Annotated in this window: 24 protein-coding genes and 3 pseudogenes; 17 read left to right on the forward strand and 10 right to left on the reverse strand. The window is 70.0% G+C overall.

The annotated features are described in order from the left end of the window. Positions 1-3: 3 nt before the first annotated feature. Entirely contained in the window at positions 4-2,199 is a 2,196-nt protein-coding gene (locus tag AB0K07_RS10970; protein WP_363753325.1) for a hypothetical protein, read from the forward strand. 123 nt (positions 2,200-2,322) lie between these two features. Here AB0K07_RS10970 and AB0K07_RS10975 read toward each other — a convergent pair whose 3' ends face one another. Further along, on the reverse strand, positions 2,323-3,003 hold the full coding sequence (locus AB0K07_RS10975; protein ID WP_363753328.1) for a response regulator transcription factor: 681 nt from the start codon (positions 3,001-3,003) through the stop codon (positions 2,323-2,325). Between the two features lie 349 nt (positions 3,004-3,352). Between AB0K07_RS10975 and AB0K07_RS10980 the strand changes: the two genes are divergently transcribed. The 3 genes from AB0K07_RS10980 to AB0K07_RS10990 are packed head-to-tail and all read left to right on the forward strand — an operon-like array spanning position 3,353 to position 5,905. Beyond that, positions 3,353-4,282: a BTAD domain-containing putative transcriptional regulator gene (locus AB0K07_RS10980; protein WP_363753331.1), complete on the forward strand. Its 930-nt coding sequence runs from the start codon at positions 3,353-3,355 to the stop codon at positions 4,280-4,282. A gap of 14 nt (positions 4,283-4,296) precedes the next feature. Beyond that, positions 4,297-5,637 (forward strand): ATP-binding protein, encoded by a 1,341-nt coding sequence (locus AB0K07_RS10985; protein ID WP_363753334.1) that lies wholly within the window; start codon positions 4,297-4,299, stop codon positions 5,635-5,637. Between the two features lie 28 nt (positions 5,638-5,665). Next, a complete protein-coding gene (locus AB0K07_RS10990) occupies positions 5,666-5,905 on the forward strand; it encodes a hypothetical protein (protein ID WP_363753337.1) in 240 nt (79 codons plus the stop codon). Here AB0K07_RS10990 and AB0K07_RS10995 read toward each other — a convergent pair. Together AB0K07_RS10995 and AB0K07_RS11000 are read right to left on the reverse strand one after the other, a co-directional pair. Then, positions 5,888-7,156 carry an MFS transporter gene (locus tag AB0K07_RS10995; protein ID WP_363754272.1) on the reverse strand — a complete coding sequence of 423 codons (1,269 nt, stop codon included), beginning with the start codon at positions 7,154-7,156 and terminating at the stop codon, positions 5,888-5,890. The two genes, AB0K07_RS10990 and AB0K07_RS10995, sit on opposite strands and share 18 nt — an antisense overlap. 62 nt (positions 7,157-7,218) lie before the next feature. Then, positions 7,219-8,073: an aldo/keto reductase gene (locus AB0K07_RS11000; protein WP_363754275.1), complete on the reverse strand. Its 855-nt coding sequence runs from the start codon at positions 8,071-8,073 to the stop codon at positions 7,219-7,221. Positions 8,074-8,191: 118 nt separating this feature from the next. Here AB0K07_RS11000 and AB0K07_RS11005 point away from each other — a divergent pair. The 5 genes and pseudogenes from AB0K07_RS11005 to AB0K07_RS11025 all read left to right on the forward strand — a co-directional run. Continuing rightward, positions 8,192-8,340, forward strand: a pseudogene (locus AB0K07_RS11005) (IS5/IS1182 family transposase); the annotation flags it as partial. A 347-nt stretch (positions 8,341-8,687) separates the two neighbouring features. Next, the gene (locus AB0K07_RS11010; RefSeq protein ID WP_363753340.1) at positions 8,688-9,689 is read left to right on the forward strand and encodes an LCP family protein; all 1,002 of its coding nucleotides are present in this window, start codon (positions 8,688-8,690) and stop codon (positions 9,687-9,689) included. A 187-nt stretch (positions 9,690-9,876) separates the two neighbouring features. Further along, positions 9,877-10,944, forward strand: a complete 1,068-nt coding sequence (locus AB0K07_RS11015) for a PQQ-dependent sugar dehydrogenase (RefSeq protein WP_363753343.1) — start codon at positions 9,877-9,879, stop codon at positions 10,942-10,944. A gap of 451 nt (positions 10,945-11,395) precedes the next feature. After that, complete coding sequence (locus AB0K07_RS11020) at positions 11,396-12,316, forward strand: NmrA/HSCARG family protein (RefSeq protein WP_363753346.1); 921 nt, start codon at positions 11,396-11,398, stop codon at positions 12,314-12,316. Positions 12,317-12,406: 90 nt separating this feature from the next. After that, complete coding sequence (locus AB0K07_RS11025) at positions 12,407-13,483, forward strand: MBL fold metallo-hydrolase (RefSeq protein WP_363753349.1); 1,077 nt, start codon at positions 12,407-12,409, stop codon at positions 13,481-13,483. Between the two features lie 107 nt (positions 13,484-13,590). On the opposite strand, the gene AB0K07_RS11030 is transcribed toward AB0K07_RS11025, so the two are convergent. Together AB0K07_RS11030 and AB0K07_RS11035 are read right to left on the reverse strand one after the other, a co-directional pair. Next, entirely contained in the window at positions 13,591-14,448 is an 858-nt protein-coding gene (locus tag AB0K07_RS11030; protein WP_363753352.1) for an oxidoreductase, read from the reverse strand. Next, positions 14,445-15,302: a helix-turn-helix transcriptional regulator gene (locus AB0K07_RS11035; RefSeq protein WP_363753354.1), complete on the reverse strand. Its 858-nt coding sequence runs from the start codon at positions 15,300-15,302 to the stop codon at positions 14,445-14,447. Before AB0K07_RS11035 ends, AB0K07_RS11030 begins: the two co-directional genes overlap by 4 nt. Before the next feature lie 153 nt (positions 15,303-15,455). On the opposite strand from AB0K07_RS11035, the gene AB0K07_RS11040 reads away from it, so the two are divergent. From AB0K07_RS11040 to AB0K07_RS11055, 4 genes are all read left to right on the forward strand, one after another. Continuing rightward, the gene (locus tag AB0K07_RS11040) at positions 15,456-16,169 is read left to right on the forward strand and encodes an SDR family oxidoreductase (protein WP_363754280.1); all 714 of its coding nucleotides are present in this window, start codon (positions 15,456-15,458) and stop codon (positions 16,167-16,169) included. A 40-nt stretch (positions 16,170-16,209) separates the two neighbouring features. Continuing rightward, positions 16,210-16,983, forward strand: a complete 774-nt coding sequence (locus AB0K07_RS11045; protein ID WP_363753357.1) for a phosphotransferase — start codon at positions 16,210-16,212, stop codon at positions 16,981-16,983. 335 nt (positions 16,984-17,318) lie between these two features. Beyond that, the gene (locus AB0K07_RS11050; RefSeq protein WP_363753360.1) at positions 17,319-18,002 is read left to right on the forward strand and encodes a hypothetical protein; all 684 of its coding nucleotides are present in this window, start codon (positions 17,319-17,321) and stop codon (positions 18,000-18,002) included. A gap of 210 nt (positions 18,003-18,212) precedes the next feature. Then, positions 18,213-18,602, forward strand: coding sequence for a hypothetical protein (locus AB0K07_RS11055; RefSeq protein ID WP_363753363.1), 390 nt, complete (start codon positions 18,213-18,215; stop codon positions 18,600-18,602). A 25-nt stretch (positions 18,603-18,627) separates the two neighbouring features. On the opposite strand, the pseudogene AB0K07_RS11060 reads toward AB0K07_RS11055, so the two are convergent. From AB0K07_RS11060 to AB0K07_RS11070, 3 genes and pseudogenes are all read right to left on the reverse strand, one after another. Further along, positions 18,628-18,818 (reverse strand): annotated as a pseudogene (locus AB0K07_RS11060) (SPFH domain-containing protein); the annotation flags it as partial. A gap of 17 nt (positions 18,819-18,835) precedes the next feature. Then, positions 18,836-19,384: a DUF5994 family protein gene (locus AB0K07_RS11065; RefSeq protein WP_363753366.1), complete on the reverse strand. Its 549-nt coding sequence runs from the start codon at positions 19,382-19,384 to the stop codon at positions 18,836-18,838. Between the two features lie 3 nt (positions 19,385-19,387). Next, positions 19,388-19,702 (reverse strand): LapA family protein, encoded by a 315-nt coding sequence (locus AB0K07_RS11070; RefSeq protein ID WP_363753369.1) that lies wholly within the window; start codon positions 19,700-19,702, stop codon positions 19,388-19,390. 649 nt (positions 19,703-20,351) lie between these two features. Here AB0K07_RS11070 and AB0K07_RS11075 point away from each other — a divergent pair. The 4 genes from AB0K07_RS11075 (at position 20,352) to AB0K07_RS11090 (ending at position 23,053) form a co-directional block, all read left to right on the forward strand. After that, entirely contained in the window at positions 20,352-21,083 is a 732-nt protein-coding gene (locus AB0K07_RS11075) for a GAF and ANTAR domain-containing protein (protein WP_363753371.1), read from the forward strand. A 44-nt stretch (positions 21,084-21,127) separates the two neighbouring features. Next, on the forward strand, positions 21,128-21,856 hold the full coding sequence (locus AB0K07_RS11080) for a GAF and ANTAR domain-containing protein (protein ID WP_363753374.1): 729 nt from the start codon (positions 21,128-21,130) through the stop codon (positions 21,854-21,856). Between the two features lie 163 nt (positions 21,857-22,019). Beyond that, positions 22,020-22,805, forward strand: a complete 786-nt coding sequence (locus AB0K07_RS11085; RefSeq protein ID WP_363753377.1) for a SigB/SigF/SigG family RNA polymerase sigma factor — start codon at positions 22,020-22,022, stop codon at positions 22,803-22,805. Positions 22,806-22,885: 80 nt separating this feature from the next. After that, positions 22,886-23,053, forward strand: coding sequence for a hypothetical protein (locus tag AB0K07_RS11090; protein WP_363753380.1), 168 nt, complete (start codon positions 22,886-22,888; stop codon positions 23,051-23,053). 162 nt (positions 23,054-23,215) lie between these two features. Here AB0K07_RS11090 and AB0K07_RS11095 read toward each other — a convergent pair. Together AB0K07_RS11095 and AB0K07_RS11100 are read right to left on the reverse strand one after the other, a co-directional pair. Beyond that, positions 23,216-23,540: pseudogene (locus AB0K07_RS11095) on the reverse strand (transposase family protein); the annotation flags it as partial. Positions 23,541-23,693: 153 nt separating this feature from the next. Then, on the reverse strand, positions 23,694-24,200 hold the full coding sequence (locus AB0K07_RS11100; RefSeq protein ID WP_363753383.1) for a hypothetical protein: 507 nt from the start codon (positions 24,198-24,200) through the stop codon (positions 23,694-23,696). Positions 24,201-24,282 lie beyond the last annotated feature (82 nt).

Consider the following 24,282-nt stretch of genomic DNA (forward strand, 5'->3'; position numbering starts at 1 on the left):
AAGATGAATCGACGACGAAAGGCACTGGGGGCCGCCGTAGCCGCCCTGACCGCAGCGGCCCTGCTCACTGTGCCGGCCAGCGCGGCAGTGCCGGAGAACGCCGGCCTGCAGGCGATGGGGCCGGTCGCGGAGCACGGCTTCCCCGCCTGGTACTCCGACAAGACCGGCCTGCGCCTGGAGCCGTGTCTGGACACCGGGCCCGCCGACCTGTGCACGCTGGTGGCCAACGGCTTCAGCGGTACGCCATCCATGCCCGACCATTTCCCGGACGAATTCTTCTACAGCGCCGGTGTGGGACAACTGGACACCGGTGGCATTACCGCCAGCGTCGAGGCGGCCCTGGAGGGCGCGTTCGCCACGGGGCCCGTCCGGGCCGGTGACCAAATCACGTTCGGCCGGATCCGTATCCGGATCGACGGGCTGCAGAGCGGGCAGACGTACCGCGTCATCCACCCGTACGGCGAGGAGGTGTTCAGCAACATCGACGGAGAGATCAACTTCACCGAGGACATCGGCGTCGGCACCAACAACTTCAGCGGCGCGCTGAACAGCCGGATCGGGCCCTTCCTGCGCTGGGATACCCGCAACCCGGCCCCGCCGGAGGGTTTCATCGGTGACCCGAACGTCGAGCACACGTTCACCGGCAGCCCGTACAACACCAACTATTTCCAGCTCGTCGGCCCGGGCGTGGCAGCCGGCGCGCCGTCGAACGCGCTGTGCAACCCCCTGCCGATCGGGGTCGCAGCCACCGACTGCGTCCAGCAGGCACAGTGGTCGCTCATGGGCAAGAAGGCCGTCAACGCCGACGTGGCGCCGGAGTCGGCGATCTACACCCGGAACACCGACGGCACCGACGGCGGAACCATCCTCGTCCACGCCACCTCCGACGACAACGAGGTCATCGTGGTGGAGAACGGCGCCCTCGGCGACCCGGGACACGTGGCCCGCCGGCAGATGTACGGCAGCCACGGCCGGTACGTCGCCAACGTGTCCTACGCCGGGCAGACCCCACCGGCCACGCTGACCATCCGCAACCTCAGCGACACTCCTGTCGCCACCCGTACGGCCAAGGTCGTCGACGGGGTGAACGTCACCGCCGCGACCTGGCTGCTCAACGCGGTCGGACGGCCGGTCCTCGCCGTACGCGCGGCCAGCACCGATCCCACCGCAAAGCTCACGGTGCACGGCCCCGCCGGCACCACGGCCGCCGTCGACTCCACCGGACTCGCCCGCATCCTCGACCTGAAGGCCCCACCGCTCAGGGTGACCGTACGCTCCGACAAGGGCGGCTCGATCGAGGTACCGGTCAAGGCCACGGTCGCCCCGACGCCGATCCTTCCGCCCACCGCGGCGCCGGTCCACCCGACCAACGTGCAGCCGCGCGCCTCGGTGGCACTCGACGCCACCAAGTCGATCGGAATGGGTGCACTCACCTACGCCTGGTCCCAGGTCAACGCCGACGGGACGCCGTTCAAGGTCGGTCTCGGCCAGGACCGGGTCATCATCGCCGCCCCGTCCGAGCCCGTGACGAGCTTCCTCGCGCCGCTCAACCCGGGCACGGTTCACCTCGCACTCAAGGTCAACGACCAGACGGGGATGAGCGCCACCGTCCGGTTCCAGGTGGCGGTGGACGCCCCCGCCGCCCCGCTGGCGGTCGCGGTCGGCCGCCTCGACGGGCAGATCGGCAGCACCGTCACCCTCGACGGCTCCGGCAGCCTCAACGTCGTGCGCTACCGCTGGGCACAGGTCCAGATCGGGAGCAATCCGGCGGTGACCCTGGTCAACCCCACCTCGGCGAAGGCCACGTTCACCATGCCTCGGCTGCCCGACCCGGCCGTGCCGCTGCGCTTCCGATTGACGGTCACCGGCGGGGACGGCACGACGCACTTCGTCACAGTTCAGGTCTTCCAGGTCGTGGATGACCTGGCCATCATCTCGGCCACCTACGGCGCGCCCGACCTGAGGGTTCGGGGCACCTCCAGCGTGACCACCGGCGCCAACACGGTCACGCTGACGGTCCGCAACACGGCGACCAGCGCGTCGGGGACCCTTGGCCCGATCACCGTCGACCAGTTCGGGGACTGGCAGTACCGCGGGGCGCTGCCCGCGGGGATAACCGGCAACGCCGCGAACCTTCGCATCGACGCGGTCAGCGAGGCCGGCTCGCAGGTGCTCAACTACGCCATCACGGCCGGATAGACGGCGATTCCGCCCAAGCAACCCCCGCCGGTCAGGGCCTTGTCTCGTGGCACGGAGAAACTCCACCACGCGTACGAGGTCTCGATCGGCGGGGTCTTGGTGGGTGGCGCGGGTGATACGGCGTCAGACGGGGGGCAGCAGCCCACGACGGGTCGCGATGGCCACCGCTTCGAGCTGGCTGTGGGCGTCCAGTTTGGCCAGTAGCCGCTTCACGTAACCCCGGCAGGTGTGCGGCGTGATGCCCAGCGCGCGGGCGATGGCCCGCACGTCCTGGCCCTGGCTCATCAACCGCAGCACCTCATACTCCCGGCCGGTCAGCCCACCGGGCGCGGCGTCCTGCGCAGCCTGCGACTGCGCGGTGGCGAGCAGACCGGTGAGCAGGTGAGCGGAGACGGTCGTCGTGCCGTGGTGCGCGGCCCGCAGAGCGTGCAGCACATCCCCGAGCGCGCCGTCCTTGGCGAGAAAGCCGACCGCACCGGCCGCCATCGCCTGACCCACCAACGCGGGCTCCGTACGCGCGGTGAGCACGACCACCCGCACGTCCGGATGCCGCAGGTGCAGGCGCTCGGTGGCCGCGATGCCATCGAGGTCGGGCAGCCCGACATCCATCAGCACGACGTCGGGTCGGAGTTCGTCGACCAGGCGCAGCGCGTCAGCCGCGGTCCGGGCATGTCCGACGCAGGTCAGAGCGGGCTGCCCGTCGAGCGCCAGGGCGAGCAGGTCGGCGAAGGTCTGGTGGTCGTCAACGACCAGCACCCGGATCGCCCGGTCGGGCTCGGACTCCGATGACCCGACCGACCGCATCATGACCTCCTGCCCCAGGCGCCCGGTGCCGCTCGCCCGCCCTTGGCAGTCTAGAAACTGACTGCACGTAATCAATCCGTCCTAACGGCCCGACCTTCTCGGCTGGACGGTGATGGCCGAACAATCGCCCGACAGCCTGGCCTGTCCGCCATCGGGCACCGCCGGTACCGGTTGGCGAGGAGCGGACTCCGACCGGCGTGACGCATCGACCATGCGAGGGCCGGCCTGCGCCGGTCCGACGCGGCACCCCCCAGGATTCGGGGGTCCACTGGCGACGGAAGTGGCTACCGCGCGGTAGCCCCAACCTGGAGAGTCAATCCGGGGAAGAGAGTGCGGGGCAGGAGGCCTGATGTACGAGATCCAGTTGTTCGGCTCGGTCCGGGTGCGGGCCGGCGGAGCGGCGCTGTCGGGCCGCGACTTCGGGGGTGTGAAGCCCCGCCAGATCCTGGCGCTGCTCGCCCTGCGAGGCGTGCTGCCCAAGGACGAGCTGGCCGAGCTGCTGTGGCTGGGCAGGCCGCCGGCGAACCACGTTGCCACCCTCGAGAGCTACGTGTCCGTGCTGCGACGTCGCCTGGATCCGCAGGGATCGGCGCGGCGCTCGGTGATCCTCACCCGCAACGGCGGCTACCGCCTGGACAGTGACCGGGTCAGCGTCGACGTGACCCGCTTCGACGCTCTGCTCGCCGCTGCTGCCGGGCGCGCCCCAACCCAAGCCCTGCCTCCGCTGCGCGCGGCCCTGACGTTGGTGAAAGAGCCGCTGCTGGTCGACGAGCCGTCCGCCGACTGGGCGGTAGACGCCCGCGAGCGCTACCGCAAGCGAATCGTCGACGCGTTGCTCGGCGCCGCCGGTCACACCCTCACCGTCGGCGATGCCCCGGTGGCGCTCGAGTTCGCCGCGCGGGCCCTGCGGTGGGACCCGCTCGCGGAGCGCGGCTGGTACCTGCGGGTCGCCGCCCACCGGGCGGACGGCGACCGGGCTGCGGCGCTCCGGGCGTACGACGAGTGCCGGCGGCTGCTCACCCGGGAGCTCGGTGTCGAGCCGTCGGCGGAGCTGCGGCACCTCTTCCTCGAGCTGCTCCGGCAGGAAGTGCCGGCCGGCTGCGTGGACGGAGTGGTAGCCGCCATCCGCGCCATGGCCCGCGAACTCGCCTCGGTAGGCGACCTGCGCGCGGTCGGCGAGGGCGCCGGCACCTCGGCACGTCGGTTGGTGCAACTGCTGACCCAGGCGACCGAGCTGGCCGACACGCCCGCCCGAACCTCGCTCTCCGCGGTGTCCTGATCGTGCGCCGCGCGGTGCGGCGATCCACGCCGCGTCCCGAACTCAGGCGGGCGGTCCGCTACTTCCTCTGCCTCAACGCGCTGGCCATCATCGCGGTAGCGGCCGCAGTGTCCCTGGCGAGCGTCCATCTGGCCCGGGAACAGGCAGTGCACTTCGCCGAGCACAGCGCGCGCGGCATGGCCGAGTGGCTGATCTCGCCCCACTGCACGCCGAGGCTGCGGGCCGGAGATCCCGTGGCGCTGCGGGCGCTCGACGAGGCGGTGCGGGCCCGGATGCGGGACGGCTCGGTGGTCCGGGTCAAGCTGTGGAGTGTCGACGGACGCGTGCTCTATTCCGACCAGGCGGAGCTGATCGGGCGCCGCTACGAGCTCGCCACCGAGGACCTCGCACTCGCCGGTACCAACCGGGTGGTGGCCGAGATCAGCGAGTTGGACCGGGCCGAGCACGAGTACGAACAGCAAGCCGATCGGCTGGTCGAGGTCTACCTGAGCCTGTCGGGGACCGACGGGGAGCCGGTGTTGTTCGAGGCGTACTTCCCGGCGCACCGGCTGGAGGACGACGCGCGGTACATCGGTTGGCGGCTCGCGCCGCTGGCGCTGCTGACCATTGTCGTCCTGCAGCTGTTGCAGCTTCCGCTGGCGCTTGCGCTCGCCCGCCGACTGGACCACGCCCATCGCGAACGGGGCCGCCTGCTGGAGCACGCCATCGCCGCATCCGACCTGGAACGGCGAAGGATCGCCCGCGACCTGCACGACGAGGTCATCCAGGACCTGGCGGGGGTGGGCTACTCCCTGGGGGCGGTGGAGCTGCAGCTCTCCGGCGGGGGCGAGCGGCTCCGGGAGACGGTCCACCGGCTCTCCGCCACCGTGCAACGGGATGTACGGGCGCTGCGGCGGGCCATGGTCGAAATCCATCCGCCGGACCTGTCCGTCACCAGACTCCGGACCGTTCTGGACGAGCTGGCGGAACCGATGCGCGCGACGGGCAAGGTCTGCCAGGTGCGGGTGGTCGAGACGTCGGAACTGCCGGTCAACGTCCGCCAACTGCTCTACCGCAGCGCCCGCGAGGCGCTCCGCAACATAGACAAGCACGCCCACGCCGACCGGATCGACCTCACCGTCGAGACCGTCGGCGATCAGGTTCGGTTGACCGTTGCCGACAACGGCGTCGGCTTCGACCCGACCGATCCGCCCCAGCCCGATCACCTCGGATTGCGGCTTCTCGCCGAGGCGGTCCGGGAGGTGCGGGGCACGCTCTCCGTCACCAGCTCGCCGGGGGCCGGCAGCGTGGTCACCGTCGTCCTGCCGCTCGACGACGCCGGTCGGCAACGGCGATGGGTGCCGTGGCGCCGGTAGGCCGCGGACCGGCCGCCAGGAGAACTGCATGCTGTCCTACCTGCGGTTGCAGTGGGGCGAACGTGTCGGCTTCGGCGCGCGGGCCGGGCTTGACGTCCGCGCCCAGCGTGTAGGCCACCGGGGTGAGGGCTACCTGCACGACGGTGTCATAGGGAATGCCGAGCAGGTCGGCCATTTCCCGCTCGCAACTGAGGTGACTCGTGGTCCAGGCGGTGCCGAGTCCACGTTCCCGCTGCCGGATCGCTGGACTCTAGACGGCCTCCGCTGAGTCCGGGCGCGTTCGCTCGCCCCACCGGACGACCGCCGGGGCGGCGAGCCCGACCGCGACGAAGATGCCGCCCATCAGCAGCCAGCCGGGGGCGCCCCAGGCGATGCAGAGCAGGCCCAGTAAGGAAGGGGCGGCGACGTTGGCCAGGCCCGTACCGAGCCCGGAGATTCCCGTGTACTGCCCCTGCGCGTGCGCAGGTGCGAGCCGGAACTGCAACTCGAGTGAGCCCGCTGCGTGCCACAGCTCGCCGACGGTGTGCGCGGCGACCCCCAGCGTCATCACCGTAACCGCGAGCCATCCGGGCATCGCCGACGTGGCGGCGATCAGGGCCATCCCGATCAGGAACGCCAACCCGGAGCGGCGCATCGCCCGACCGGCCGCTGGACTGGTGTCGATCCCCCGGCTGGCTCTGACCTGGAGCGCCGCCACGAGGGCGGTGTTGACCAGCACGGCCACCCCGACGAACCAGCGCGGCGCGTGGGTCTGCGAGATGATCCACACCGGCAGCGCGAAGACCAGTACCTGGCCCTGAATTCCCAGGATGGCGTCGAGCACGGTGACTGCCAGATAGGGCTTGTCCTTCAGTGCGATCCAGCGCCCGGTCATCTGGGGCGCTGGAATGGGCGGCAGCGAGGGCAGCCGAGTAATGATGGCGGCGCATGCCACGAAACTGATGGCGTTGCCGACGACCAGGGCCAGGTAGGCCGCGCGGGTGTCCAGTTGCACCGCGGCGCCGGCGGCGAGGGCGCCACAACATCCGGCGAGGTTGGCGACCGAACGCAGATAGGCCCGGTACTGGGCCAGGTGCGTGCCGCCGAAGCCACGCACCAGCGGACCGCGAGACGCCCCGCCGGCTGAGTGGGCGAGATGGGTCAGGCAGACCAGGACGACGAACAGCCAGAACGTGTGCACGAAGGCCAGGGCGGCCATGGTGGCGGCTCGGATGATCAGAGTCAGCAGATAGATCTCGCGCGGCCCCCGCCGATCGGCGAGATGCCCCACCGGGACCCCGGCGAGCATCCCGACGAGCGCTGCGATGCCCATGCCCAGAGCGACCTGCGCAAGGGGAAGCCCGACGGATCGGGTGAAGAAGAGCACAGCGCTGGCCATGAAGATGCCACTTCCGAGCATGTTGACGAAGGTCGCGAAGGCCAGGACGCGCCGAGGGCCGTGATCGGGGATGAGTCCTCGGGCAACGAGCCATGACCTGTCGGGCGGCGGGATGGGAATGGGCGTTGTCGCTGCCTGCACAGGGACGGACCTTCCGTCGAGGGTCGTGGGCTCGCGGCAGGGCTGCATCCTGCCGGGGGCCGTTACTCGAGGCTGGCCAACTCGTCCGCCGACAGGACCAGCGCCCCGGCGGCCAGGTTCTCGACCAGGTGATCGGGGTTGCCGGTACCGGGGATGGCCAGCAGGTGCGGGCCGCGGCTGAGGGTCCACGCGATCCGCACCTGTGCCGGCGTCGCGCCGTGCGTGCGCGCGATGGCCTGCACTGCCGTGTTGGCGGCCACGCCGCCGGCCTCACGTCCGTCGCCGGCGATCGCGAAGAACGGCACGAACGCGACACCCTGCTCACCGCAGGTACGCACGAACTGGTCGTGAGCGCGCCGGGTGTCGACACCGTACGTGTTCTGCACGCAGACCACCGGAGCGATCGCCTGCGCCTGCGCGAGGTGCTGCGGGCGAATGTTCGACAGGCCGAGATGCCGGACGAGTCCGGCATCTCGCAGCTCTGCCAGCGCGCCGAAGTGCTCCGCTACCGAGTCCAGCCCGTGCTGGCGCAGGTTCACGACATCAAGATGGTCGCGGCCGAGCTGACGGAGGTTCTCCTCGACCTGCCCCCGCAGCTGGTCCGGCCGTGCCAGCGGCAACCACTCGCCTGAGGGATCGCGGCCCGGCCCGACCTTCGTGGTGATGACCAGATCATCGGCGTACGGCGACAACGCGCTATTGATCAACTCGTTGGCCGACCGGAGCGGCGAGAAGTAGAACGCCGCCGTGTCGATGTGGTTCACACCGAGCTCGACCGCCCGGCGCAGCACTCCGATCACCCGTGCGCGGTCGCTCGCCGCACTGCCGTTGCCCGTCAGGCGCATCGCGCCGAATCCGATCCGGTTGACGGTCAGGTCGCCGAGCGTCCAGGTGCCAGCGGAACTCGCAGTGATCATGTTGGTGGGCATTGGGCGACCCTAGCCACCGCCGCTGACCTGCGCAGTCGGTCGTCTGCCCGATACCGATCACACAACATCACTGTTAGGTTATCTATCGTGGGAGGCACTCCGCCGGCAGCGCGGTGACAGCCCGCAGTTCACCTCGGTCCTGACCGCATCCACGTTCCGCACGTGACGACCGGCCGTCCGAGGACGAGGCCCGACCGGGTCCTGGCCGATAAGGCGTACACATCGAAAGCGAACCGGGCTTACCCGCGACGGCGTTGGAAGACGCCCGCAGCGGGTGGCGCGGAGGAAGTGCCGTGGCCATCCCTAGGACGCCCAAAGTCGGGCCAAGGGATCCGAGGGCGGCCGGCCGACCGGTCCAAGGCTGTGATCGCCCGTCGGCGCCACCGCTGGCTGTCCGGCGGCAGTCAAACTGCGCTCGGCCGGAGGGGCTGACCGATTTTGCCCAGGCTTTCCGTCGAGCAATGTCCGCGGTCGGCAGGGGTTCGGTTGAGACCTGCTGTGCGCTACAGCAGCTCTAAGCAGCCTCCCAGCTTTCCCCATTACTTTGGGTAGCCATCGAACACCGGGTGGTTCCCCCGCTGGGGGGTGAAGGGTTGAAGCGAGTGCAACGACGATCTCGACGGATTCTGATCGGCGTGCTGGCGGCACTGCTGGTGCTGGGCGGTGGCGGCATCATCGCGGTCGCCTCCTACGGCCGTTCGCTCAACGGCAACCTGTCCCGCACCGACGCGTTCGTCGGGCTTCCGGAGGAGTCCCGCCCGACCCGGGCCGTCGCCGGCGCGATGAACGTGCTCCTGCTCGGCAGCGACTCCCGTGACCCGGACAAGACGGCGGATTCCCGCACCGACACGATCATGGTGCTGCACCTGGACGCCGACCACCAGAAGGCGGAGGTCATCTCGATTCCCCGGGACACCTGGGTCTTCGTGCCGAAATCGCCCGACGGGCGGCACGGGGGCACGATGGCGAAGATCAATTCCGCGTACGCCTGGGGCGGTACCCCGCTGACCGTGCAGACCGTGGAGACCTTCACCGGAGTGCACATCGACCACGTGGCGCTGGTCGACTTCGCCGGCTTCGCCCAGGTCGTCGACGCCCTCGGCGGGGTGGACCTGAAGATCGAGAAGACCATTACCTCGATCCACGCGCCGCACCGGACATTCGCCAAGGGCGTCCAGCACCTGGACGGCGTGGCGGCGCTGGACTACGTCCGCCAGCGCTACCAGTTCGCCGACGGCGACTTCAGCCGGGAACGCCACCAGCGCGAGTTCCTCCAGGCACTGCTCGACCGTGCGGCGGGCATCGGCACGCTGTCGAACCCGGTCAAGCTCAACTCGTTCCTCCAGGCCGTCACCAGTTCGGTGACGGTGGACGAGGACTTCAACCTGGTCGACGTCGCGTTGGAGTTGCGGGACCTGCGCAGCGACGACCTGACTTTCCTGGGCAGCCCGAGCGCGGGCACTGGGATGAAGAGCGGCCAGAGCGTCGTCCTGTCGGACACCGCCAAGGCCAAGGCGCTCTACCAGGAGGTCGCCGATGACAACGTCCAGCGGTACCTAGGCACCGCGGCCATCCCCGACACCCACCGCCAACCTCAGCCCTAGCTCCCCGTTCCAAGCGCCAACTGCCGCCGTCGCCGTCGGCAGGCGGGAACCGACGGCTCCTTGTTCGCTGGGCGCCGGCAGACGCCCGGTGGGCCACGGAAAGGGCACCTCAGCACGGCTTCGGAGGACCAGCATGACAGTCATTAGGGCAGGCAAACGGTGGCCACGGGTATGCGCGGCTCTATTGGTGTTGGGCGCGGTCGCCGGATGTGGTGGCGTCGGCGACCGAGCTCACTCGCCAACCGCCACCGCCACCAGTGTCGCGGCCAGCATCCGGTCCGGAGCGCCGGATCTGGACGCCGGCGAAGAGGTCGCGCGGGGCTTCGACGTCCCGTGGGGCCTGGCGTTCCTGCCAAACGGCGACGCCTTGATCGCCGAACGGAACACCGGCTTGGTGCTGCGGCTGACTCCCGGCGGCGGCGCGCCCCGGCAGGTCTATCAGGTGCCCGGTGTGGTGTCAGGCGGTGAGGGCGGCCTACTCGGCCTTGCCGTGTCGCCCCACTTCGCCCGGGACAACCTGATCTACGCCTACCACACCGCCGAGCAGGACAATCGGATCGTCCGCTTCCACCTCGACGGCGGAGAGCCTGAGGTCATCTTCGGCGGTATCGCCAAGGGCGGGAACCACAACGGCGGACGCATCGCTTTCGGACCCGACGGCATGCTGTACGTCGGCACCGGAGACGCCGGCGACACGGGCCGGTCGCAGGATCCGGCGAGCCCGAACGGCAAGCTCCTGCGCCTGACACCTGACGGCGCGCCGGCGCCGGGGAACCCGACCGCTGGATCGCCGGTGTACAGCCTCGGGCACCGAAACGTGCAAGGTCTCGCCTGGGACTCCGACGGCCGGCTGTTCGCGGCCGAGTTGGGGCAGAACGAGCTTGACGAGGTCAACCGCATCGAGCCGGGACACAACTACGGCTGGCCCGAGGTGGAAGGGGACGGCGACAGCAGCGGGGGGCGGTACACCAACCCGGTCGTCACCTGGCCGGTCAGCGACGCCTCGCCGTCGGGCATCGCGATCGCCGGAGACACGGCGTACGTGGCGGCCTTGCGAGGCCAGCGGCTGTGGACCATCCCGCTCAACGGCGACACGGCCGGTGATCCCTCCGCACACCTGGTAGGAACCTACGGCCGCCTACGGACAGTGCAGATCGCCCCGGACGGCGCGCTCTGGGTGACCACGTCCAACACCGACGGCCACAGGGACGCACGCGATGGTGATGACCGCATCCTGCGCTTCCCCGCACGCTAGCCCAGACCGACGAGGGACGCCTTACCGGCCGACCCTGGAGGGGCTACCGCCGGCGCGGAACCTTGGGTAGACGCACATTGACGGAGCACGGGCTGGGGCATGATGCTCGCGGTGCTGGCCACGATGATCAGTGCGTCCCGGGTCTGGGTCGGCGGCGCCGAGCTGGATGCTCACCGTGATGAGGCTGTCGCGTACAGCGGTTCCGGCGGCGAAGCGAGCGGCCCCTGCGGCTGCCGACCACCGCTATTCCCGGCAATGCAGACATTTCTGCCGCTAGTCGTGCCCAGGCTGTACCTGGTTGGTCGTCCACCGGCACGCGACGCTGGACCCGTGGCGGGCTGACACAGCACACAGCTCCCCGTCGCCCGTGCGCTATCCGGCGCATGAGTTTCGCGCAAGGACCCCGACAGCGGGAGGAACCGGCATGTCCGAAACGAAAACCATCGCGGTGGTGGGCGCCACCGGCGCGCAGGGCGGTGGCCTGGCCAACGCCATCCTGGCGGATCCACGCGGCGAGTTCACGCTCCGGGCGCTGACCCGCCGGCCGGACTCCGATGCGGCCCGTGAGTTGGCCTCCCGCGGCGCGCAGGTGGTCGAGGCTGACCTCGACGACGAGTCGAGCCTGCGGCGCGCGTTCGCCGGCGCGTACGGCGCCTATGTGGTGACTAACTACTGGGAAGGCATGTCGGCGCAGACCGAGCTGGGCCACGCACGCAACGCGGCCCGGGCGGCGACGCAGGCCGACCTGCGGCACGTGATCTGGTCAACGCTGGAGGACACCCGCGAACGACTCCCGATCACCGACCCCCGGGTACCGGTGTTCGACGGCTCCTACACCGTGCCGCACTTCGACGCGAAGGCGGAGGCGGACCGGTTCTTCGTCGACCTTGGTGTGCCGACGACGTTCCTGCGCACCACCTTCTATTGGGAGGCGTTTCTGCAAGGGTTCGGGCCGCGCCGCGACGAGTCGGGACAGCTGGTGCTCACGCTGCCGATGGGTGACAGCGCGTTGGCCGGGATCGCCGCCGAGGACATTGGCCGCACCGCGCTCGGCATCTTCGCCGCAGGCGAGGACTACCTCGGCGCGACGGTCAGCATCGCCGGTGAGCACCTGACCGGCGCGCAGTTCGCGGCCGTGTTCGCCGACGTGCTGGGCGAGCCGGTGGCCTATCGGCCGCTGACTCACGACCAGTTCCGAGCTCTCGGCATTCCCGCCGCAGCGGAGATCGGAAACATGTTCCAGTACTACACCGAGGCCGCCGGCAGCTTCACCGGCGCCCGCGACCTGACCGTGGTGCGCGCGCTGCACCCCGGACTGCGCACATTCCACCAGTGGCTGCTCGAACACAAGGACGCCGTCAGCGTCGCTTAGCCATCGGACCCCGTCCACCGCAGTCTGTCCCCTTTGGACGGTTTGCGGTGGACCCGCGAAGCTCAGACCATCACGTTCCAAGGAGTCACCGTGACACCAACCAATACCGATCGGTCCGGTACGAGCCGGCGGTCGTTGCTCGCCCGCGGCGCGGCGCTCGCGGCGGTGCCGTCGCTCGGCGCCATCATGGCCGCGGTGGCCGGACCGTCGCCGGCCGAGGCCGACTCGGCCCTGCCGGACTACGCGCCCGTACCCCCGTCGGCGCTCGGACCCGCCCTCAACAGTCAGGGTTACTACGTCGGACGGGTGGAGCGGAACCTGTACTGGGTCACCGATGGCACCTACCAGTCCGCGTTCCTGACCACCCGCGACGGCGTCGTGCTGTTCGACGCGCCGCCGACCATCGGCCACAACCTCCGGCGGGCCGTGGACGAGATCGCCGCCGCCAACGGCGTCAGCAACAGGGTCACGCACCTGGTGTACTCGCACCACCATGCCGACCACATCGGCGCGTCGGCCCTGTTCGGCAAGCATGTCGTGCGCGTCGGCCATGCGGAGACCCGCCGGCTGCTGTTGCAGTACAACGATCCGGCCCGACCCGCTCCCGATGTCACCTTCCAGGACCGTCGCACCCTGCGCGTCGGCGGGGAACGCGTCGAGTTGGCCTGGCGCGGCTCCAACCACGCGCCGGACAACATCTACATCCACCTGCCGGACCACGACACCCTCATGCTCGTCGACATCGCGTCGCCCGGTTGGGTACCCATCTACAACCTCAACCTCAGCACCGACATACCCGGATTCATCGCCGCCCCCACCACCGCCCTCTCCTACCCCTGGAGGCACTACATCGGCGGCCACCTGGGCCGGCTCGGCACCCGGGTCGACATCGGACTGCATCAGCAGTACGTGAGCGACATCGTCGACAACGTGAAGACCGCGCTCGCCACGGTCGATCCGACGCCATACTTCGTGAAGTACGGCCCGAACACGTGGGCGGCGGTGAAGACCTACCTGGACGCGGTGACCGACCGGGCCGCCGCCCCCGTCATCGCGAAATACACCGGGGTGCTGGCTGCGGCCGACGTTTTCACCACGAGCAGCACCCTGACCATCCTCGAATCCGTCCGCCTCGACCTCGGCTTCGGATCCCAGATCCATCCCTGAACCATGCCCGCCGCAACGCCGCTCTCCCCGGGCGCCGGCCAGCCGCCGGCTCCCGGGGTCGCGGGACACCGGGGCCCTCCAGCGGTAGGTCCCAGCCGCCCAGCCGCTCAGGCAAACGCCGAATCGAGCTGGTTCATGGCGTCCCGGTCCAGCACGATGCGATCCACCGCGAGGTTCTCCCGCAGGTGCCGCAGCGAGGCGGTGCCCGGTATCAGCAGGACGTTCGGGGACAGCGCGAGCAGCCATGCCAGCGCGATCTGCGCCGGCGTGGCCTGGTGCCGGTGGGCGAGGCGGTCCACCGCCGGATTGTTGAAGATGGCCTCGCGCCGATCTCGCGGCCAACCGAGCGGAACGTAGGGCACGAACGCGATGCCGCGCCGTGCGCACTCCTGCAGCACCGGCATCGAAGCGCGGTCGAGCAGGCTGAACGAGTTCTGTACGCACACGATCTCGGTGACCGCGAGCGCCCGGCGCAGGTGGGCGAGCGAGATGTTGCTGAGACCGATTCCGTCGATCAGACCTTCGTCTCGAGCCGTGACCATCGCGGCCAGTTGGGCATCGAACCGGCCGTCTGGAGGTTCGTCGTCCATCAGCCTGAGGTTGACCGCGGCAAGGCGGTCGACCCGCAGCGTCCGGAGGTTGTCCTCGATGCCCCTGCGCAGTTCGTCGGGCTCGTCGTAGGGCAGTACCGCACCCGCGTCGTCCCGCCGGGCCCCCACCTTGCTGACAATCGCCAGCCCATCCGGGTACGGGTGCAACGCCTCCCGGATCAGCTCATTGACGACCCGGGGTCCGTAGTACTCGGCGGTGTCGATGTGGTTCACGCCGATCTCCACCGCGGTCCTGAGTACGGCGATGGCATCGTCACGGCTGGCCGGTGGGCCGAACACACCGGGCCCGGTCAGCTGCATGGCGCCGTACCCGACGCGCGCGACCGGGAACCGCCCCAGCCGGAACGTCGTCACTCGTTGTCCACGGCAACGCTCATGTCCTGGGTCCCGACGACCGACAGCAGGCGCAGTGCGTCATGGGAGGGGCTGCCCCGCTGAGCGGTGAAGCAGACAAGGTACTGGTCGCGCATGGGCACGGCGAGCGTGTCGCAGTTCAGCTCAAGGGTGCCCACCATCGGGTGGTGCATCGCCTTGCGGTGGTGGTGTCCGGTCTCCACATGGTGGGCGTCCCACAGCTGCGCGAATTCGGCGCTGCGCCGGTACAGCGTGTCGACCATTGCGTGGATCTGCGGGTCGGTCGGGTACCGGCCAGCGGCCGCGCGCAACTGACCCACCGCCAGCCTGCCGAACTCGTCCGCGCCGCTCATCCCGTAGTGCCGCATGGCGGGGTCGGGGTGCAGGAAGTGGCGGTAGATGAGGTTGCGGCGGGCCGGTGGAACCGCGGAAAAGTCCTCGAACAGGGCCGCGGCCAGGCCGTTCCACGCGATCACGTCGTAGCGGGCGTTGACCACGAACGCCGCGACGTCCGTCATGTGCTCCAGCAGGTTCAACACGGTCGCCGGGACGTCGGAGCGGGGTCCGGCCGCCGATTCCGGTGCGACACCGGCAAGGTCGAACAGATGATCGCGTTCGTCCGCGCTCAGGCGCAGAGCCCGGGCCAGCTCGCCGAGCACCCGCCGGGACGGGCTGGACCCGCGGGCCTGTTCCAGCCGCGTGTAGTACTCGACCGAGATGTGCGCGAGCCGGGCGACCTCCTCCCGGCGCAGCCCCGGGGTTCGGCGCACGGTGCCGGCCGGCAGGCCGACGTCCTGCGGACGCGTTCGCTCCCGCTTGCTGCGCAGGAACTCGCCAAGCTCGGTACGGTCCATGGCCGCAAGTATCGCCCGCGCTCGCCCAGCTGCCAGGTACAAACGGTACCCGGATGAAACCGACAATCAGCCGTACACCACCCAAACGTGCCCGCCGAGACTGGTACTGGCTGGGCCTGTCGCCCGGCCCACCCCGCCGGGCAGCCTCGAGCCATGGCTCACCACAGCAAGATCGCGCTCGTCACCGGAGCAAACAAGGGCGTCGGCCGGCACATCGCCCGGCAGCTGGCACAGGCAGGGGTCAGCGTGCTGGCCGGCTCCCGCGATACCTCGCGCGGCCAGCGCACGGTCGACGAACTACGCGCCGAAGGGCTCGACGTGCAGCTGCTCCAGCTGGACGTCACCGACGCCGCCTCCGTCGCGGCTGCCGCCGCGCATGTCACGGCGCTGGACATCCTCGTCAACAACGCCGGTATCAGCAGCGGCTATGACACCCCGTCCCGAACGTCGCCAGAGGACCTGCGCCGCACCTACGAGACGAACGTGTTCGGCGTCGTCGCCGTCACCAACGCCTTCCTGCCCGTGCTACTGCGCTCCCCGTCACCGCGGATCGTCAACGTGTCCAGCGAGGTCGGCTCCCTCACCCTGATGAGGAACCGGATACCGATCAACGTCGGCGCATACCAGTCATCGAAGGCCGCGCTGAACGCGCTGACCATCCTCTACGCCAAGGAACTCCGCGACACGCCCATGAAGATCAACGCAGTCACACCCGGGTACGTCGCGACCGACCTCTACGGCGGCATGCCGACGCCCGGCGCCGGTGACCCCGCCCACGGCGCGGCCGTCGCCGTACGGTTCGCGCTGCTCGACGACAACGGTCCCAGCGGCGAGTTCCACGACGCGAGCGGCATCCTGCCCTGGTGACCTGTACCCCACTGCACGCGCAGTCGCGCGCAATAAGCCGGTGACGTCGGTGGTCATCTCCGCGACACTGGCCGACGTGGAAGAGGTCGAGGTCGTCGTCGCCCATCACGAGCGCGCGACCCTGCGCGTCGGCGACGTGTTCCTGAAAATCGACGCAGATCAGACCCGCACCGATATCGAGGTCGAGGCGATGGCCATGGCGCCGATCGCTACTCCGGAGATCCTATGGCGCAAGCCGCCCGTGCTCGCGCTCGCCGCCCTCCCCGGGACGGCGCTCGGCCGCCTCGGCCAGCCGTCGACCGCGTCTTCGGCGGCGTGGGCCGCGGCCGGTGCCGCTGCACGGATGCTGCACGACGCGCCGTTGCCGCCATGGCCCGGTCGCCGCCTCGACGAGTTGGCATCGCGCCTCGACGGTGAATGCGAGTGGCTCGTCACGAACGGCGTCCTTCCGGCTGACCTGGTCACGCGCAACCGCCGGGTTGCCGAGGCGGCGCTTCGGCCGTGGACTCCGGTGTTCATGCACGGCGACCTGCAGATCGCCCATGTGTTCGTCGATGACGACGAGATCACCGGCGTGCTCGACTGGTCCGAGGCGGGCCAGGGCGACGCCCTGTACGACCTCGCCATCTTGACGCTCGGGCACGAGGAGCACCTCGGCGACGTCGTCGCCGGCTATGGCAACGACGTCGACCTCGACGTCATCCGCGCGTGGTGGTCATTGCGAAGCCTGCTGGCGATCCGCTGGCTGGTAGAACACGGCTTCGACCCGGCCGCGCCAGGCTGTGAGGTCGACGTGCTGAAATCCCGGATGTGAGGCTGCACGAGCCCGCCTGCCACGAGTGCCGTGCGCGATCTGCGCGTGTTGCGGTGCCGTCCGATCATGCCGAGATGAGTGTGCCGCGGTCGATGCGTCCCCGTTCGCGCGGTGCCTTTCCCGCTGACTGCGCGTATGGTGAGGGTGTCGCTCGGGCCCCCGGTGGCTGACCGCCCGCCGCCGTCGATCCGCCCACGAGCCGACCAGTTTCCGTTGCTGTCGTACCGCGCTGCGCGCGGCCGACCGACCCGTTGTGGCACGGATTCACCGGCCAGACCAAGCGACTTACCCACGGCCGTCCGCGTCGTGGGACTGCTCGATGAGCATGAAGGATCGTGAGCGCGATGGCCTACATCGCCAAGGACCACAACAGCACCGTACGCACCTCCGTACCGAGCGCCGGGCTGGCACCGCTGGTGCCGGACGTTGCCGGACTTCAGCCCGCGGGGGAGCAGGTCAGGCCGATCGGTACCGCCACCGACCGCGGCCGTGGATCGGCGCCGACCGCCAGGACGGAGGTCGGCCCACACCTCAGCGCGCCGGTGCGGTATCTGCTCGCAGGCATCCGGCTCGCGCTGGGCTGGATCTTCCTGTGGGCGTTCCTGGACAAGATGTTCGGCCTGGGGCACGAGACGACCGATGCGAAGTCCTGGGTCAACGGTGGCAGCCCCACGGAGGGATTCCTGGGATCCGCCACCAAGGGCCCGTTCACGGGTTTCTACCACTCGATCGCTGGCACCGGCCTGACCGACCTGCTGTTCATGGGCGCGCTGCTCGCCATCGGCGGCGCGTTGATCCTGGGCGTGGCGATGCGGCTGGCAGCCGGTGGCGGAGCACTGCTGACCCTGATGATGTGGACTGCGGTCCTCCCGCCGGCCAGCAATCCGTTCATGGACGACCACCTCATCTACGCGGCCGTGCTGATCGTCCTGGCCCTGCTGGGCGCCGGCAGCACCGTCGGACTCGGTGCCATCTGGGCCGGGATCCCGTTGGTGCGACGCACCGCCTGGCTGAAGTAGGCCGGATGGTCGCCTTGGAGGACGCGGGCAAGAGCGCTGGGGAGGTCGAGATGAACCAGGTTGCGGAGCCTCGCCCGCCGGGATGCCGATGATGAACAGTGGACGCGCGACACGCCCGGTGACGGGTCCGGTGGCGTAGGGTGAGAAGCGCAGTAGCCGCCCTGGTCCCTGGTGGTGCCCTGATCGCAGGCACACCACCAGGAGCATCGGATGCCTGTCCCGCCCAGCTACGTCGTACCGGGCCCGGAGTCCGTCAACGATCTCGTCCAACGGATCGCCGACCGGGACCAGGCCGCCTTCCGTCGCTTCTACCGTCTTCTCGTCCGTGCCGTCTTCGCTCAGGTCTGTGAGAGCCTCGGCAGCCCGGCACTCGCCGTGGCGGTGACTCGGGCGGTGTTCGTCGAGGTGTGGCGGCTCGCGCCCAGGTCCGACTCCCGCCAACTCGACGGCGTCGCCTGGGTGACCGCGATCGCCGCCCGCCGCGCGGCGGACCGGCTCCGCGAGATCAATGGTCCGACGTCCTGCCTCCCGACCGGCTATGACGATCTCCTGGGCCGCGAACTCGCCGTGATGCTGAAGTCGGAGCGGCCGGGCGGATGACCAGCGGGTCGCCGGGCCTGAGGGTGGTGATCTGCAGGTTGACCTTCAGCAGCCGGTCGACGCCGGGGACGATGAGGGTCAGGCCCGGGGTGCGGCTGCCTCCTGCACCCGGCCGAAGCGGAAGACCACCCCGCGTTCGTACTGCTGCACGACGCGCACCGCGCGGGCGACGGTGATGAGGCCGATGATGCCGATCGCCAGGATCGCGATCACCATGGCTGTCTGCAGAGCGTTCATGCGGGCACTCCGGTGGGAGATGGGGTGTGGCCCAGGTGGGTTCCGCCCGACGCGGGGCTGCCGCCCTCGTTGTCCCACACCGCGTACACCTCGGAGCCGGTCGTCGTGGTCGCGCCCTGCGGGGTCGGTTCGGCGGTGAGGATGTCGGGTGCGCGCCTGAGGTTGGCCGGGTCGGCGGCGGCGGCCATGGCCCGCTCGGCTGTCGCAGGTGCCGTGTCGGGTGGGACGACGAGCAGGTCGAGTTGGTCGTCGCGGCCGGTGGTGGCTACCAGCAGGGCGGGATCCAGGGTGTCGAACCAGCCGATTCGGACCACGTCCGGCCCGACGGTCAGTCGACGGAGTCGGCTGTCCCAGGTGTGGATGTTGAGCATGATGTGCCGGATCCGGCCATACCGTTCAGACAGGGCGAGGACGAGACCGGGGAGTTCCGCCGCTGGGTTCCAGGAGCGCGGCCACCACGCACCGTCCACGACCGTCCGGCGTTTGACGGGAGCGAGGGACAGCCGAGGTTGGGTGGGCGGCGGGGGGATCACAGTGGTGGGCATGGCTCACCTGTCCTCGCGGGAGGTGCGCGGCGGCGTCGCGCGACCGGTGCCGGTCGCCGTCTGGGAGTGCGGACCAGGGCCGGACCGGGCGCCGGGACCGCGCTGCAGCATCCGGAGCTGCACGATGCGGGCGGTGCCCGGGAGGGCGACGAGCAGGATGCCGAAGACCGCAGCCAGCAGCAGGGCCACTCCGACGGGCAGGTGGCCGTGCGCACCGAGGAACGACACCTCGGCGCGCTGGCCGTTCTGCAGTACGAAGATCAGGAGCAGCAGGAGCACGAACGCGAAAAGCACGGCGGCGACCCACAGGCCGCCCATCCGCGAACGCTTCACCATTGGGCGGCCGGGCGTGGGCCGAGGAGGGAAGGCGCTGTCACGGCTGGTGGCCGGGGGAGCCGGGTGAGGATGGTGCTGTGGTGCGGTCATCACGAACCGCCACCTTCCGAGGAGCAGCTGGTATGCCTGAATGCGGTGGGAGCCAGCGCAGGCATGGGCGTTGGCGGTGGGTGACGCGGCGTCCGGAGGCGTCGGTGCGACGGGACCGGCGATCGTCGGGGCGCACGAGGTGACCAGGTGGTCTGGTGCGTCGGGCGGCCAGCACGGGGACCTCGATCAGTGGGGTGCGTCCGTCAGCGGCGAACTGTCAGCCACCGGGGTCCCGAGCGACACCTGTCATCGTACGCTTCCGGCGGCCCACCGGCGACCGTGCCGGCAGCCGCCGTCGGGGCTCGGCGCCGGCGGGTGCCACGTCGCGCAGAGGGCGCAACCCAGGAGTAGCGTGTTGGCGGTCGCCCGGGTTGCCGGTTGGCCACAGGACGAATGTCCGCGCAGGACGACGGGTCGGAGCCAATCGTGGACGATCTGACGTGCCGTACGCTTCGCCGTTTCCGAGCGGCGACCCGGTGGACGCGGGGCGCCCGCCCGGCTGGCGTCGCCGGCGCGCGGCCGTCCCCGTCAGGGCCGGCCTATGAACTCCGAACGTAGGATCCGGCTGTGGGCACTGGTCACCAACGTCGCCCAGGGCGGGACGGTCGAGGTTGACCACGTCTGTGCGGTGTCGGTGTCGGCCACCGGCGTGGACGCCGCCGCCGTCGCCGTGACGCTGCGCGCCACCCCACGCGAGGTGCTGTATGCCAGCGACCGCACCGCCTCGGACCTGGAGGAGCTGACCCTGACCCTCGGTGAGGGTCCGTGCGTGGACGCGATCACCGGCGCCCCGGATCTGGTCGCCGATCTGGCAGCCCCCCACTGTCGGGCCCGCTGGCCGGCGTTCGCCCCGGCGGCGGTGCTCGCCGGGGTCCGTGCGGTGTTCGCCCTGCCGCTGCAGGTCGGCGGGATCCGCCTCGGCGTGCTCGACCTCTACCGCGCGCGCTCCGGGGGCCTCGACGGCGAACAGTTGGCCGACGCGCTGGCCTTGGCGGACACGGTCTGCGCGGTGCTGCTGGACGGCGGGGGGCGCGACCGGTCGGCCCCGGACGAGGGTCGGCCGGAGCAGGTCGGCTCGCAGCATCCCGAGGTGCACCAGGCCACCGGTATGGTCACGGTCCAGTTGGGGGTGACCGCGGCGGTGGCCCTCATCCGGTTACGTGCCTTCGCCTACTCCCACGACCGACGCCTCCGGGATGTGGCAGGCGACGTGGTCGCCCGCCGACTGCGTTTCGATCCCACGGAGGACACACAGGTTGGCGGGGCGGGCTGAAGCCAAGGAGCCGGTGGGACCATCGTATGACGAGGGTGAGTGACATGGCTGAGATCCAGTTGTCCGACGTGTTCGTGGAAATGGCTGACACACTCGTCGACGATTTCGACGTGCTTGAGTTCCTGCACGTGCTGACCGAACGATCTGTCCAGCTGCTCGGTGTCTCGGCGGCCGGGCTGCTGTTGACCGACCAGCAGGGCACCCTGCAGGTGGTGGCCGCATCCTCTGAACGCACGAGGCTGCTGGAGCTGTTTCAGCTGCAGACCGACCAGGGGCCTTGTGTGGACTGCTTTCGCACCGGCCGACCCGTGTCGGTGGTCGACCTGTCCGCCACCGGTCGGTGGCCCCGGTTCACCGCCGCCGCGGCCGAGGTCGGGTTCGCAGCGGTACACGCCCTGCCCATGCGCCTGCGCTCCGAGGTGATCGGCGCGCTGAACCTCTTCGACAGCCAGCCCGGCGCACTCGATGAAGGCAGGCTCCGGATCGGTCAGGCACTGGCCGATGTGGCCACCATCGGCCTGCTCCAGCAACGCGCCATCCACCGCCGCGACATCCTCACCGAACAGCTGCAGACCGCGCTCAACAGCCGTGTCCTGATCGAGCAGGCCAAGGGTGTCCTCGCCGAGCGCCTCCAGGTCGACGTGGGGGAGGCCTTCGCGCTGCTGCGCAGCGGCGCCCGCACCCACAACCGGCGACTGTCCGATCTGGCCCAGGCAATCGTCGACGGGTCCGAGCCGCTCCCGCCCGAAGCTCCAGCCGGGCGCCCTGGCTGAGTGCCGGCTCAGCACATCGCCGGTCGGGCGCCGTGCGGTGGTCCGGTCCCACCGTACGGATTCCGCGGTGCCCGCCCGGACGATTGGGCGTACGGTGAGGCTGTCGCCCGGGTCCCCGGTGGCCGCCGATCTCGCCGCCACCAGCCCATAAGGGGCTTCAACAATGGTCATCCCCCTTCCGCCCGTTTCCCGTACTCGGCTGCTTCAGGCACCGGGAACGCGCGAACAGTTGTTGCGTCGACTTGCGGCCCTGAACCGCGACGATCCCGCTCGCGCGAGGCTCCGGGCCCGGATCATCGAGAACGACCTGCCGATGGCTGGCCGACTGGCCCGCCGATACGTCGGACGCGGGGAGCCGTACGACGACCTGGCGCAGGTCGCCGCGCTGGCCCTGGTCAAGGCCGTCGACGGATTCGACGTGGAGCGAGGTGTGCCCTTCTCCGGCTACGCGGTCCCGACCATCCTCGGCGCCCTCCGCCGCCACTTCCGTGATGCGACATGGGACATGCGGGTACCCCGCCAGGTGCAGGAACTGACCAGCAGGATGCGCGACGTCACGGGGGAATTGACGCAGCGGCAGGGCCACCACCCCAGCGCCGCCGAACTCGCCGACCAGCTCGAGGTGGGCGTCGACGAGATCCTGACCGCCGTCCTCGCAGGGCAGGCCTACCGGCTGGTGTCTCTCGACGCGCCACACCACCGCACCGACGACTTCGAGACCCTCGCGCTCATCGGGGCCGTGGATCCCGGTTTCGCCCAGGTGGACGAGCGCCTCGCGTTTCGGCCACTCCTCGCTGCCCTTCCCCTGCGTGAGCGTCGGATCCTCACGATGCGGTTCCACGACCACCTGACCCAGAAGCGGATCGCCAACGAGGTCGGACTGTCGCAGATGCATGTCTCCAGGCTGCTGAAGCAGTCCCTGACCCTACTCAGGACCCGGCTCGGGTGACCGGCCCCCTCCGGGGACACCCAGACAGGGGTCAGGCGCTCAATGATCCAGAGAGGAACACCATGGATGCTGGCCCCGTCGTGACGACCGAGCCCTCCACGATCCTCGCCGGGCGCTCCGCGCCCGCCCGGCTCGGCGTGTGGGTGAAGCGGGCCGTCGCACTGCGCGCCTTCCGGCTGAGAGTGTTCCTGCTGGTGGCCGCCCTGCTCCTGCCGCTGCTGCTCACCGTCGTGCTCGGTGACCGTTGACCCCTGCGGCGGCTCATGTCCAGGCCGAATGGGCCAACTGTCGGAGCCCCAGGATCCCGGTCAGGGCCAGCGGTGGGGAAACCGTTCGTGTCGCCCCTCGGACACCAGTCATTACACGGTGTGCGCTGAGATCCACTGCAGCGCGCACCGTTTGCGTTTCGGCCTGGTGGGTGCCGCGAGGCGGTGGTCCCTGGTGGGGATCAGAGTGCCGTCGACGATGGCGATTTGATCGACCGGCCGCCGGCTGACCGGGGCAGGGCAAGCAACGGTCCGATCGTGTCGATGACCCGGTGGGCGGCAGAGTGCGAGACGCCGAGCAGCGGCCCGATCTGGCGCATGGCAGGTTGGTGCGCCAGTAGGCGGCTACCAGGAGCACCCGATCGGCAAGGTCGAGCGCCCACTGCCGGCCCGGCCGGCCGTCAGTGATGACGTCCCCACCACGTTCGGCAACCAGGCGGACCAGCCGGCGAAACTGGGCGGGCTGCATACCGGTGAACGGGAAGATCCACTCCGGCCGGGCTGAGGATATGACCTGATCCACGCCGTCTTCAGCATTGTCCTCGGGGGACAGTTGGTGGGTTACGAAACGGCCCTGAGCCGGTGCTGGCGGTGGTCGTCCGAGTGACTTCGCGAGCGAAAATCAGGAGCGGGAGGCGACCTGTGGCAGGTGGCGGGCAAGTTCGGTACGCAGGACGCCCGTCGCAGGCCGAAGCAGTCCGACGTTGACCGTGTAGACAGGCTGACCGGCACGGATTTGTGGACGAAGCGTCGTGGCGGACGGCGCGACCGCTCCTGGGCGCAAAGTGACCTGGAGGACGGCGAACGGGCCAGGACGGCGGACCGTCGCCGACTGGATCGCCTGCCACGGGAGGACGGCCAATCGCCCCTTCTCGACGAGCCCCAGTGCCGGACCGGTGACTTCGACCGATGACCAATTCCTGCGGTGCAGCACAAGCGAGAGAGCGCTGAAAAGGACGGCGTAGAGGACGCCTGAAGCGGCGATGCTCGTCAAATCAGCCGGCGACCGCCCGGCGATGAGTGCTAGCACGGCTTGGACGACAACCCAAGCCAGCAAGCCCATCAGCAGCATGAACACGAAAGTGAGGCGGGCGGACGTACGGAACATCCTCTCGTCGTTCTCGTCCATGAGGTTCCTTCCGTCGACCGTGCCGTCGACTGTAGGGCAGTTCCCGTCCAGCAGATGACCCCAAACGGTGGTGCCCACCTGG

Source organism: Micromonospora sp. NPDC049301 (assembly GCF_040678715.1).
Classification (GTDB): domain Bacteria; phylum Actinomycetota; class Actinomycetes; order Mycobacteriales; family Micromonosporaceae; genus Micromonospora.